Annotated in this window: 9 protein-coding genes and 1 pseudogene; all 10 read right to left on the minus strand. The window is 45.7% G+C overall.

Translation table 11 applies throughout. The features are described from left to right. Window positions 1–5 precede the first annotated feature (5 nt). On the minus strand, window positions 6–947 hold the full coding sequence (locus tag AC07KQ_RS13025; protein ID WP_003567955.1) for a glycosyltransferase family 2 protein: 942 nt from the start codon (window positions 945–947) through the stop codon (window positions 6–8). A 1-nt stretch (window position 948) separates the two neighbouring features. After that, complete coding sequence (locus AC07KQ_RS13030) at window positions 949–1,620, minus strand: phosphatase PAP2 family protein (RefSeq protein ID WP_003567957.1); 672 nt, start codon at window positions 1,618–1,620, stop codon at window positions 949–951. Further along, a complete protein-coding gene (locus tag AC07KQ_RS13035) occupies window positions 1,610–2,266 on the minus strand; it encodes a VTT domain-containing protein (protein ID WP_003567959.1) in 657 nt (218 codons plus the stop codon). The genes AC07KQ_RS13030 and AC07KQ_RS13035 overlap by 11 nt, the downstream gene beginning before the upstream one ends. A 208-nt stretch (window positions 2,267–2,474) precedes the next feature. Next, window positions 2,475–3,866, minus strand: coding sequence for a sensor histidine kinase (locus tag AC07KQ_RS13040; protein WP_003567961.1), 1,392 nt, complete (start codon window positions 3,864–3,866; stop codon window positions 2,475–2,477). Between the two features lie 15 nt (window positions 3,867–3,881). Next, on the minus strand, window positions 3,882–4,583 hold the full coding sequence (locus tag AC07KQ_RS13045) for a response regulator transcription factor (protein ID WP_003567963.1): 702 nt from the start codon (window positions 4,581–4,583) through the stop codon (window positions 3,882–3,884). Between the two features lie 283 nt (window positions 4,584–4,866). After that, window positions 4,867–6,252, minus strand: coding sequence for a 6-phospho-alpha-glucosidase (locus AC07KQ_RS13050; RefSeq protein WP_003567965.1), 1,386 nt, complete (start codon window positions 6,250–6,252; stop codon window positions 4,867–4,869). A 71-nt stretch (window positions 6,253–6,323) separates the two neighbouring features. Then, the gene (locus tag AC07KQ_RS13055) at window positions 6,324–7,928 is read right to left on the minus strand and encodes a PTS transporter subunit EIIC (protein ID WP_013246115.1); all 1,605 of its coding nucleotides are present in this window, start codon (window positions 7,926–7,928) and stop codon (window positions 6,324–6,326) included. Window positions 7,929–8,184: 256 nt separating this feature from the next. Beyond that, window positions 8,185–11,286 carry a polysaccharide lyase family 8 super-sandwich domain-containing protein gene (locus AC07KQ_RS13060; RefSeq protein WP_480156569.1) on the minus strand — a complete coding sequence of 1,034 codons (3,102 nt, stop codon included), beginning with the start codon at window positions 11,284–11,286 and terminating at the stop codon, window positions 8,185–8,187. Between the two features lie 127 nt (window positions 11,287–11,413). Further along, window positions 11,414–11,602 carry a hypothetical protein gene (locus AC07KQ_RS13065; RefSeq protein WP_003606154.1) on the minus strand — a complete coding sequence of 63 codons (189 nt, stop codon included), beginning with the start codon at window positions 11,600–11,602 and terminating at the stop codon, window positions 11,414–11,416. A gap of 126 nt (window positions 11,603–11,728) precedes the next feature. Continuing rightward, a pseudogene (locus tag AC07KQ_RS13070) lies at window positions 11,729–13,648 on the minus strand (cell surface protein); the annotation flags it as partial. Window positions 13,649–13,651 lie beyond the last annotated feature (3 nt).

Here is a 13,651-nt window from a genome sequence, read left to right on the forward strand (position 1 = left end):
CACTTCTAATCTAAGCGGGTTTGAATCGTATACCGTGGTCGTCCTTTGACTTCAGTCATCATTTTACCAATATACTCGCCGATGACGCCCAGACTCATCATCTGCAAACCGCCTAGAAACCATAAGGAAACCATCAATGATGACCACCCATGAACGGTCAATCCAAGGACTTTCACGATGATTGAGTAAACTGACATGCCAAAAGCCAGCATCACAGCAAGTGTCCCAAGCAGAAGAATTAACCGCACTGGCGCAATGGTGAGTGAGGTAATGCCGTCCCAAGCGAAAGCAAGCATTTTTTTAAGCGGATACTTCGACTCCCCGGCGAGCCGCGGGGTGCGTCTATAATAGACTTTTGCTGTTTGAAAGCCAAGCTTCGGGATCAATCCGCGAATGAACATGTTTCGCTCAGGATAAGTGAGTAACGTCTGCGCCGCTCGTTTGGACATTAGACGAAAGTCAGCATGATTGGGTACCATCTGAACACCTAGTAGTCTGAGCAGTTTGTAATAGCCTTGTGCTGTCGTACGTTTAAACCAGCTATCAGTTTCACGATGGGTGCGCACACCATAGACAATATCTGCACCGGCACTGTATGCCTGAACCATCTCCATGATCTTCTCAGGATCATCTTGCAAGTCAGCATCAATGGTAATGGTCATGTTTGTGGTCTTAATCACTTCCGTCAACCCAGCGATGAGTGCAGCTTGATGCCCAAAATTGCGTGAAAAACGTAATCCGCGGATTTTTGAGTGCTGCTTATGGAAACTTTCAATGATTGACCAAGTGTTGTCCGATGATCCGTCATCCACAATCAGTATATCTGAATCTTCGGAAAGGAAATTTTGGGTAACCACCTCTCGTTCAATTGACCATAATCTCGGCACAGTGTCTTTTAGCACTTCTTGTTCATTATAGGCTGGTATCACAATTGTTAACTTTTGCATGCTACTTATCCTCCCTTTGCGGACGAAATGCTGAACGTTGTGCTGTCTGTTTGACAATCAAAGCATCAATGTATCTTGCTTGCGGCAACATAACGAACCAAAGACCATTTGCGAGTAACAAGCTACCAAGAATATCAGAAGCAAAATGATCGCGCAGATAAATCCGACTGGTAGCGACCATGCCAATCCAGATCATACTGAGTAAGATTGCCACAAATTGATTTTCTTGTTCTTTAATTTTTGGCAGCATCAGCATTAACAGACTCAGCATCAGTACCATTGAGCACATGACGTGACCGCTTGGAAAACTAAAACCTGTGTCAGCAACAAGTTGATGTATCGGTCGCGGACGTTGAACCAGCAACTTAATTAGTAAGAGAAGGCCTGATCCAAGTAATTGACACGCGCCAATCCAGATGCTGTCGGATCGTCTTCCCTTGACCCATAGATAGCCGCAGATCGCGGCGGTCAAACTGATCACAACAGGCGGGCTGCCCAACAGCGCCACTACTTCAAAGATATGGGTATCCATTTGAGTGTCATATTTGATGATGCCCTGAACACTGCGATCCAGCTCACCGACCCACGCTGCCTGCATCACAACAGACCAAGTTAGCAAGGCAAACAGCAGTAATAATCCACCGCCCAAGAAATAGTCTTTTTTAATGTTCATCTGCAGTCATCCCCCGTTTTCGTATGGCCATCACGATCATCGGGAACAAGGAAATGCCGATAATTGCAAGCATGATGAGTTCAAAATGTGCTTTAATGAATGGCACATTTCCAAACAGGTACCCCGCGCCAGTGGCCAGTGTCACCCAGCTAAAGCCGCCAAGAATGTTGTAAATGGCAAAATCTCGATAATGCATTTTCCCGATCCCAGCTGTGAAAGGGACAAAGGTTCGCACGATCGGTATCAATCGGCCTAAGAAAATCGCAATATGACCGTACTTTTTGAAGAATGTTTGACTGCGTTGAAGATACGCTGGTTTCATAACTCGTTTAAACTTTTGGCTGGTGGTCAAGTAAGCGCCAAAATGTTCGCCAATTTCAAAATTCAAGGCATCGCCGAGGACTGCAGCGCCAGTCAAAAGTCCGACTAACAACCCGTAGTTAATGGCGCCATTACCTAACGCCGCTAGTGAGCCACAAAGGAAAAGTAGCGAGTCGCCGGGTAAGAATGGGAATATGACAACGCCAGTCTCGATAAAGATAACGCCAAACAAAATGACGTCAATCCAATTACCGGTGTGGGCTATTAATGACGGTATCAGCTGATTAAGATTGGGGATAAAGCTTGTGAGTAAAAGCAATGCCATTTGAAATGCCCCCTTTGGTTGGTGTTTGCTAACAGCATCTAGCTTAATCGTCTAATCGGTTCATCACTACCTAGACAAAATAAATCATTTCTAAATTTTTTTAGTTTTCTCCATGCTATTGCCGAGAATAGCGACATCTTTCCTTAATTTTTTGACGCAAATCGTTTTGCCAATCACGCAAAAACGCCATCTTTTTGCAGATGGCGTTTCAGCTTTCATTCAATTGATGCCGTTCCTTCGTTGTTGCCAGCGGCAGGATAAGTTCGGCAATCGTTCCATGAGGTTGGTTGTCTCGCAACTTGATTCTGCCATTGTTGATCGTGGCGAGCTGGTTAGCAATAGCGAGCCCAAGGCCAGTTCCGGGAACCGTGCCCCGGACGTTAGCACTACGATAAAAGCGCTCAAAGACATGGCTTTTGTCTTCTGCACTAATCCCCGCGCCTTGATCAAGTACTGCCAATACAGCATTGCCATCATCATCGCGCGTCAAATTCACCGCAATGATTGTATCAGCCGGTGAATATTTAGCAGCATTCGTGACAAAGTTATCCAAAATCTGCTCAATAGCCGACTCATTACTTTCTACAGACATATTAGGCGTCACGTGTACCTCAATGGTTTGAGAAAAAGCACTGGCCAATTTTTCAGCTAAGTGTTGAACCGTTTCACTCAGATTTAACAAATGCGTATCAAGCGTTAACCTGTCAGCGCGTGATAGCTGCAGCAATTCTTCAATCAACTGTTGCATCTGTCTGGATTCTTCAGTGATATAGTTGACTGATTTGAGCACAATTTCAGGATGCGCCCGCCCATGCCGCTCAATCAGTTGCGCGTGACTGCGAATCGTCGCAATCGGTGTCCGCAGTTCGTGGGCCGCGTTCATGATAAACAACTTTTGCTGTTCTTGCCGATCATGCAGTTGTTTCAAAAGGTCATTGAAGTCCTTTGCCAGATCAGTAACCTCCGTCGGTTTATCTGGCACAGGCAACATCACCACACCAGTCTTTGCGTGCTCCGCTGCATGCTTGGTGCTTTGCGACAGGTCACTCAATGGACCGGTCAGGCGATGTGCCAGTCGTCGAATAAAGATCGGACTGACGACTAAGGCAAGTACCAAAACGATCATCGTGACAACCAAAACTCTGATCAGGACTGCCAGATAACTGTTCATGCTCTGCCAGATCTCATAACGGATACCTTTAGCATGAACCTCTTGGTAGTAGAACAATCCTTGATTCGCTTGATATCGCAACTGCGTCAAAAACGGAAATGATTTCGCCAATTGAACTTTTTTAGTCGCAGGCGAGTAATAATTTTTCACCTTCGCATCTTGGCGCATATTATGAACATGAACATAAGTTGAGCTCGTATCTAACGTGCTGTTTTTGCGCCAATTTTCCCAGTCATCATCACCGTCAATCACAGTCTGCTTGAGGCTTGCAGCAATATGATCTGTTGACAATACCACTTGCTCATAAAGCTGATGGCCAACTGCCGCCACGATAAGCAGACCTAGCGCAAGGGTCAGCGTGGCCACCATACTGACTAACGACCGCTGCATGATCGCAGCACTTGATTGATTCTGCTTTCTCTTTTTCAATCAATCATCGCCTCACTAAATGGATGCAACATTAGCCGAGAGCATATAGCCGACGCCGCGAACAGTATGAATGAGTTTCTTGCTACCTGAATGATCATCAATTTTATGACGTAAGTTTCTGATATAGACATCCAATATATTAGGTTGACCGTCAAAGTCGGTTCCCCAGACGGCATCAAGCAAGTCATCCCTCGAACAAGCTTCGTCCTGATGGGCAACAAGTTCGACAAGCAACTCATATTCGCGCTGTGTCAATGGCATAATCACCTCACCGCGCTGAACGCGTTTGTTATCCGTATCCACCAGCAGATCATCGACTTGAAAAATAGTCGCTGGTGAGACAGCCTGCCGATTGTGACGCAAGGCGACTTCGACACGAGCAACCAGTTCCTCCATTTCAAAAGGCTTGGTGATGTAATCATCGGCCCCGCCAGTCAGTCCAGCCACCTTGTCGCCGATGTAGTCACGAGCCGTCAACATAATAATAGGCACTTGGCTGGATTGTCTGATTTTCCGCAAAACACTAAACCCGTCTAGTTTAGGCAGCATCCAATCCAAAATAATGACATTGATTTTACCTTCATTGTTCTTAAACAGCGTCAATGCCTCCGCGCCGTCTTTTGCCCAAATAACTGACATATTCTCTAACTCGAACTCTGTTGTTAATGAATCTGCCAATGCAGCTTCGTCTTCCACTAGAAGCAATGTTGATTTCAACTGATTTCCTCCTAACGCGGTCATTTGAATTATAAGCGCAAGTACAGGAGAATTGACACTGCTTTTTCTATAACCAAAAACTACCATCAATTTTGCTTTTGGTTCATAGTTTTTCTAGCAGCCTTAGAGAAGGTGCCACAGCGAAGAGAGCACGAATTTACGATAAAACGTGCACTCGCAAAAGGACCGTCAATCCCTTATCCCGAAAGAAGTTGACGGCCCTTAGTCTGCGTTAAAGTGTCGAATAATATTTTTGTAAAGAACTCCTCAAAATCACCAAGCCCTAAATTTCGCTCACTGCGCTCTCACTAATCAAGTGCACCTCATGTTCATCATGCTTCAACTCAGGCCAATATTCCCGATTGGCCTCGATGAGATCATCCAAGACTTCCTTCGCCACTTGGGCGCTTGGTAAGGTTTTGGATAAGGTCAAGGCTTGCCACAGTTCTTGATAATCATGATTGATCCATGCATCAACGACTAGTTTTTCGACCATGGCTTGGTTGAGAATCATCCCCCGTTGAAACATCGGGATTTTGCCTTGCGTCAGCGGCTCGGCACCGTCTTTGCCAACGATGCACGGTACTTCGACCATAATGTCGTCGTCGATATTGGCCACCGCACCGTTATTTTCCACGATTAGCAACATGCGTTCATGCGTGTTGAAGGCAATGGCACAGGCAAGATCGACGATGAAAGAGGCGTGGCTGTCGATCGGGAAGGAGCCAACGTCACTGGTACCGGTATCGATAATTTTCTGGGCGGCACTGAAGACGCGCTTTTCACGGCCATCTTCGACTTCATTGGCGCGCGTATAGTCAGGATCAGAGTGAGCCACCACGTAATCCGGATAGAGATAATACTTTAGATACGTGTTCGGTAGATAATGCGGATCAACTGCCAACAAATCCTGCGCCTTTTTGTGAGTTGCTTGCCAGCTGGCATCCATGTGCTGGGTGTCGACTTCGATCTGGGTCAAGTAGCCATGATGAGCCACATAATCCCGAATCTGCGGCAAATATTCATTGCCCGCTTTGTCCTTAATGCTGGTCCACCAGCCAAAATGATTCATCCCAAAGTAACGGACTTCCAGATCTTTTGGCTGCAAGCCGATGATCTGTGACATCCGCCGCTGGGTACCAACAGGCATGTCGCAAATATTGAGAATCTTGGCGTCAGGCCGCAATCGCCGACATGCCTCGGCTACGATGGACGCTGGGTTTGAGTAATTGAGCATCCAGCAATCTGGCGAATACTTTTCCATAAAATCAATCAGTTCGATAATATCGCCAATACTGCGCATCCCGTAGGCAATACCGCCAGGGCCGCAAGTTTCTTGACCGACCACGTGATGTTTAAGTGGAATCTTTTCATCTTGCTCACGCATCTTATAGCCGCCGGAACGAATGTGGGCAAAACAGAAATCAACATCAGTGAAGGCGGTCTGCGGATCAGTGGTCCAAGTGAAGTCAATCGCCGGGGCCTTTTCTTTTAGCTCAATAGCAATTGCCTCAGCAATCGTCGCCTGTCGCTCTTCGTCGAGATCATAAAGTTTCAATGCTCGCAGTGGAAAACGTTCCGCATTTTCCAGTAGCATCATCACGATCCCTGCTGTGTACGTACTGCCGCCACCTGCAATGACAATGGAAAATTGTTTATTCTGATTCATTATATTGTCCCCCTAAACGCGCTCACTGCCACTTACACTTCGATTTCTAAACGGGCTGGTTCACGCTCTTTCTACTCAACTTCTGCCGCATCAAAGCCTAATGCTTCATCCACCGCCGCGCGAACTTTCGTAACGGCAAGGCCATAAACAACATGCACATTGTTGCCTTTTTTGATGACACCACTGGCACCGGTTTCATTTTTTAAGACTGTTTCGTTTACCAATTCCGGATTCTTCAAAACAGTTCTTAAGCGTGTGTAGCAGTTCGTGACACTTTCAAAATTGTCGGCACCGCCTAGCGCCTCAATAATCGTTGCCACCGGTACTTCCGTCGCACCTTTAGGAACACTGACCGGCGGAGCTTGTTTCTTTTCTTGATACTCGGCTTTGCTGTAAAGCTTAGTCTCTTCTGCATCAGCTTCACGGCCAATCGTTTTCAAATTGAACCTGCCGATTAAGAATCTGAAGCTGAAGTAATAGATAAAGAAGAACATGATGCCGACAACGATATACATTGGCCAATGGGTTTTACCGACCCCCAGCGGCACATTGTAGAGCAGAAAATCAAGGAAGCCATTCGGACCAATCGCCCGAACGTTCAGAAGGTTCAAAACCACCATGCTTAACCCGCTTAAGGCTGCATGAACAACAAACAGCAATGGTGCGATGAACATGAAGGAAAATTCAATCGGTTCCGTGACCCCTGCTAAAAAGGAGGTCACAACGGCTGGAATCAAAATGGCTTTCACTTTGTTCTTGTTTTCAGGTTTTGCCATTTGATACATTGCCAAGCAAGCACCGATCAGACCAAACATTTTTGAGATGCCTCGCGCGTCCCAGATAACCGAACGTGACAACAGATGAATATTGGGGTTAGCCATTTCGGCGTAGTAGATGTTCCGTGCGCCTTCAAAAATGTGCCCGCCGATTTCTTCAACCCCACCAAGCGAGGTATATAGGAATGGCGTATAGATAAGGTGATGTAAACCAGTTGGAATGAGTAACCGCTCAAGCGACCCATACAGGAAAAGGCCGAAGTTGCCGGTTTGATTAATCACGTGCCCCAGACTGGAAATGCCCATTTGAATAAACGGCCAGACATACGTCAGCAAGACTGCTAACATGACAGTAACTGGAATCAAAACAATGAAGACAAACCGGCTGCCACCATAAATTTGAAAGGCACTGCGAAATTCAGTATCCACAAATTTGTTATGAATGAAGCCAACCGTTAACCCTAAAATAATACCTAGAAAGACCCCCATATCGAGAATTTGAACGCCAAGAACCGATGCTTGACCGGTACCTTGAAGATTCTCGGCCTTCGATAAAATCCCGCGCAGTTCCATAAACTTGTTCATCGCGTTAATGAAGACCAAGAATGTCAGCAGCGCCGTAAACCCAGCCTCTGCCTTCTTCTTCTTCGCTAACCCAACAGCCAAGCCCACACAGAAAATCACCCCAAGGTTGGTTAAAATTGACACCAACGATCCGGACAAAATCAAGCCGAAGCCTTTTGTCACCGGATTATTCATGAACGGCACCACTTCAAGCAGCTTCTGATTGGTAAAGATGTTCCCAATCGCAATCAGAATCCCCGCAATCGGCAGGATCAGCACGGGCACGAACATGGCCTTGGAAAAGCGCTGCAAACCGTCCATAACCTTCTGTTTCATCTTTGTCACCTCTTCTAGTAATAGCAAAATATTTTCTTGTTGATCTAAACATAACAGACAAGTTTTATCGTGAAAACCCTTTCAAGACAACAAGAAACGTGTTCCGCTGATTCGGAACACGTTTCTTGTTGGGTGGTTGTTTTGGTTTGTCTTTAGCTGCTAGCACAAAAGTGGTGCTACTAAGCATAGAAACTATTCATCTTCGTTTGGCAGTTATAAATTTTAGTTCTAACCGCTTGTGTTGTAACCCGTCTGACTATTGCTCACGCCGTTTACGCCAAATCATCAAGCCGCCAATCAGCAAAAGCATGCCCACGCCTGCCAAACTTAGCCATTGAATGACCTTATCGCCAGTTTGTGGCATATCTGCTTGCATTTTCTGATGCCGGCCGTTTTTATCAGCTGGTAACGGTTTGGTCGGTGAGGTTTTGCTGCTTGGATCTGTCTGTGATCGTTTGACGAGCGCTTTTTGTGCAGTAAGTACGGCCTTCGTGGCGTGATCCACCATAACTTGGGTCGGCTCGTCAAGCGTCAGAACGTCTTTTGCAGCATCAATCGCTGCTTGCAAGTCCCGCCATGAAGCATCGGTATAAGTTTTCGCATCAAGTTTCGCCGCAGCAGTCAAAGCAGCCTGAAGTGCTTTCGTATCAGCAGTTTTTACCAGCCCATCAATGGCTGCCACCAACGCTGTATTAGCATCATCCACTGTCTGCTGGTCAGTCGCTAAATCGGCGATGACTGCTTTTGCTTCCGTCAGTGCTTGCGTTAAGGTCGCGAAACTTGCTTTCGTGTAATCCTTCGCCTTCAAATTTCCTGCAGTTTTGATAGTCGCAGCTAAGGTAGTACGGTCAACTGGTACATCGAGCTTAAAGGTGACCGCTCGACTGGCGCCTGCCAAATCAGCCGGATTAAAGGTCAAAACATGGCCGTTCGTTGAAAAGAGCGCCTCCGTCTTTCCTTGAAGATGAACTGGGTAGTTAAAGCTGAAGTTGATTAGGTTACCGGTTTGACTTGGTTCGGCAGCCGTCAGCTGATAAACACTGTTGCCAAGTGCTTTGATGATGACCGCGGCCGGCTGATCAATTGAAACAAGGCCATCCAGTTGATCGGCCTTGGTCCAAACATTGGCCATCACCTGATCTTTTGTCTTGATTGCTTGCAACTCGCCAGTATTTGCGAGAACCGTATAGTCTGGTGACTTCGCTAGCTGGGCGACTTTTGTATCCGTCGCATTTGGCACAGTGACATATTCATAAGATCCATTTTTAACGGTTGCGCCATGCATGGCTGCCAACGTTGCATAAGTATGCTTATAAACCGTGTCGGATGGGAAGTACCCATTAATATCTTTGTAAGTGCCTGTCCGCGTCGCCTGATTGATCGTAACGGGCGCATTGCCTTTTGCGATAATATAGCCAACATTATTTTCAGGATCGGCGGTGTTGATATTTGCCCACCGGCTGACTGTCTTTTGGTTCGTATATACCTGACCATCCACCGTCATCTGGGTCGTTGCCGGATTGATTTGTCGCTGGTCAATAATGGTTTCGATATCAGCGGCAGTTGTCCCGTTAATATTGGCACCGAGATTGATGATCTGGTCATCCAGCAAAAACCACGATTTCATCGCCTGCAGGTTCTGACCTTCATTGACTTTATTCAATGCCATGCCAACGCTGGCGGTGGTCCCATCAGTCGCGCCACCAACCCAAGCTTGTGGACTTTTTGAAGACGACTTCGCACCATCCGGCAGTGACACCGTGTCAACTGTCGTTCCGGGAAGGCGGTACGGATCAACCGTTGCCCAGTAGCCTTCACCGAATTGATTCAAATCATTGTTATACAGATAAACCATCCCGTCAGCCGTATGCCAAGCATGGCTATTTTCGGTATTACCGTATTCAAAATTGGCAATTCGATTGGAGTACATCGCGATGCCAACCGCGTGCGTCGGCGTTTTTTGCATGACCCGATCCATCGCCCCATAAATATTCAGCGAACTGACGTCATCTTTCTGAGCTGTTGCCTGATGCAAAGCCGTTTTTAGACCATTTAATGCCGCGTAATCTCGTGGCTTGTCATAGAAATTGTAGCGCTCACCCACCTGTGCAACCCAAGTGGCAACGGCCTGATAAATTTTCTGCTTCAATGTTGCTGGCGTTGCCTTGGCAATTAAGGTCAGATTGGCTAACGTCTCTTTGCCAGTCTCCAACTCCGTGGTTTCCGCATTCGTCCCTGGTGCGCGCGAAATACTACGACCCGAAACCATCGACGGCATGCGTCCATTCACCATCAATTGCAAAAAGCCTTTGTCAATTAAGTTAAAAACGTTCGCGAACTGAACTTCACTAATAGCCCAAGGCGTACCAACGAGGGTCGATGAAACGCGCGCGATGCCTTTAATCATTTCGTTGCCATAACTGCCATTGTATGGAAAAAAGGTGTGTTGAACGAAGGAACCATCTGCATAGATACCATCCTTGGCGGTCACAAGCCCCATCGCTTTAGGTAAATTCTGTTGAACAAGGGCAACCCGCTTGTCATCTTCTAACAACAACCCGCTAGCCAAAACCGAAATCGAAATGTCCGTCAAGTTGGCCCCTGTTGCTGTGTAAGCTGGCCATTGAATATTAGGATCCTTGGCATAACCCAACAATGGTTGCACAAACTTGACCAACTTTTCTGGATCCTGTCGGTGCAAGTCATTGTATAACAGGATCAAAGTATCATCGAGCTGTTGTGCCGAACCGATTTGCCAATCCCACCAATTGCCGGTGGAATAGCTCCCGTTATATTTTTTGGCCGTCTCCATAAAATCAATCGCATCAATGATTGCCTGATACACCTCAGGATTTTGGTACTGTTGGCTCACAGGATTATAGTAACCCAATGTTAACATTTTAATATTGGTAAACATCGAGGTGTAATCCGCCGAGGTCGTGTCCGAACTTTTCTTCGGCCAAAGCCGACTACGATTAGCCCCTCGATCCATCGTCGCCCATAGCGTTTGACTCTGTGCTGCCAAGTCTGTCAAATAAGCCTTAGCATTGGGATCACTCATATCTGGCTTGGTCGCAATCAGGCGGTCACGCCATCTTGCGCGCATCGTCGCATACTCAGCACGATCTGAGGAAGTACTTGTTGCTGTTGCTGCCTTCTCGATAGGCTTAGCCCCTTGCGCAGGAACTTCCGTGGCAACCGGTTCGTCACTAACAGCCTTCAGTATTTCTGAACTCGACGTGGCCGACGATGGTGTTGCGACCGCGCTGGCACTATCATCAGCCGCGTACCCAGTATCCGTCCCGGTCGAAAGCACCATCATTCCCAATAGGCCTACACTTACCAAAAACTTTTTCATGCTCTTCCCCCTGTTAAAATGATTTTCGATGATAGGTGATCATCAATCAAGACGTTGCTCCGTTCAGCTACAGCCGCTAAATCGTTCAACTGCCTAAAATAGCCAACATATAATCTCAGAGAGCTTATCATCGCATAATTGGAAGCGCAATCATCGTGAACTTTTGGTATACACCAGCAATCGTTTTAATATTGACGCGGTGCTTGTAAAAATAAAATAAATTATTTTCCCGACAGAATTTATTAATCCACTTTTTGAATTTCACCAAACGAATCAAAAAAGCTGCACGAAAATCTTCATGCAGCCAGCCTGCCACGTAAAAGTAGGCAGTATATTTAACGATCAGGATGCAAATCCTTGAAAAGGTCGGCTAAATTGGCAAAGTCTTCATAGCGTTCATTCTTTAAATCCTAGAGTGAATGATTTCGTTCCGCCTCGCTGATTAATGTAATACCTCAAACTTAAAGGTTAAATCCATGGCCAGATTTTGCCGACTCGAATAATCACCGAAATATTGGCCCGACAACGACACACTGGTCTTAGCCTGATCATCTAACGTTCCTAGCTCTTGATTCGCTGTTGAATCATCAAGCGGGATTTTATTTGCGGCAAATTTTTCGTTGCCTTTCAAAAATAATCTGGCACTTTCTGAGGCGTTTACTGGATCAGGATCATTAACATGCACTAACTTAATCGATGATTTGGTTGTGGTCTTAACTTGTTGCAAAACCACTTTGACTTTTGTCTTTGAACGATTCTTGATCTCATAGTTGGGTGAGACAATCTGACCTTGATCAACATCAGTCGAACCAAAGGCGAGACTTTTCGGAATCGTCAAATCGATCATATTGTTTGATGCTAAGACATTGATTGAAATCTCTTTTCGAAGCTTACCAATCGCTAATGTTGCCTGATAAGTACCAAATTCAGGCTTTAGGTCCGTTGTGATCACCTTGATTTTCTCGGAGGGGGTCTGCTTATTCTTTTCCCAAGCCTGAGCTTGACTTTGCTTCAAAATAAACGCCGCCAACTGATCGGACGTTTTATTAGCTAGTTGATTAGAATAAGCGGTTATGTTTTTTGCCGTGAGAATAAATTGATCATCCGATTGATCGTCTGTATCTTTAACGACAACTGGAATTGTGTATGTGAAGAACACCTTATTCCCTGAAGTAAGCTTTTCAGAAACTTGCACCTTTACATCTTGAAACCCATCGTGAGCGGTGTCTGGATAGTCAGTTATCCTCTCGAATGTCACCGTTGCTTGCTTGTTTTTATCAATAGCATTTTTGACTTCTTTTTCAATCGCTTCTTTTTTAACAGCTGGTGGGACGACCAACCCTTTAAAAGTCAGTTGGTTAACTTGCAAAGGCCGGTAGCCATTTTTCGTGACTTCAAAAAAGATTTCTTTAGGTTGTTGATAGCGGTTTAAGGAAGTATATGTTGAATCTTGTGTATAGCCAATTTTTCCTTCTGCTTCTTTGGCTTTAAAAATATCGCCGTAATTAACGGACAGCGTACGAGAAGTGCCCCAACGGTTCAAAAAGTCTTGCTTCTTATCGTCGCCGTTCGCTTTAATGACCATCGTTTGCGTACTTTTATCAAGCACTAACTCGGTATGCTGATTCATGCTATACAAAGCAGTCTCAACATAAAACTTTCCGGGAAACGAGGAATGAATGGCTTCGTTATCGGTTGACTTCCCCGAAGTCGCGATAATTTTCGGGTTACCATTTTCCTCAATCAAAGCGAACACACCAGCTGAATCACGAGGGCCATATTCATATCCTCGTAAGACAATGGCGTTCCCATACTTTGCTTCAACTGGACTAATAGAAGTGACTGTTCCGCCCATGGACGCAAAGACGAGTTCAACGGATGCTTTAAAGAGCTTATCTATTCGGTCATCTTTGAGCGCTTTTTTAACTTCATCAGGATTGCTCGACCCGACTCTGCCGTCACTGTATGGCACATCACTGCCATCAGTGTCTGTCGCCGACACCATCATCCTTGAACGATTTTCTGTGTTCCACTTTTCACCAAGTTTATAAAAAGCTTCCTGTGTTTTAAGTTTGCCCGGCTTGGCGATCACGGTTACTGGCACTTCATAAGGATAACTGACTTTTTTGCCACTCGATAAGGTTTGTGACACAAGCACTTTAGCCGTCTTTTCACCTGCAGTATCCACATCAGGATACTCCGAAAATTTTTCAATGGTGATGTTTGAATTACCTTTAGTGTCAATAGTATTTTGCAGTTGTTGCGCAATTGTACTTTGCGAATCTTTTTGAGTGACTGAGATCTTTTTAGAACTTAATTGATTGATGGCTAATGGCTTGTACCCATTTTTTGTCACGACGAATTG

The organism is Lacticaseibacillus sp. YLM2-1, assembly GCF_056583465.1.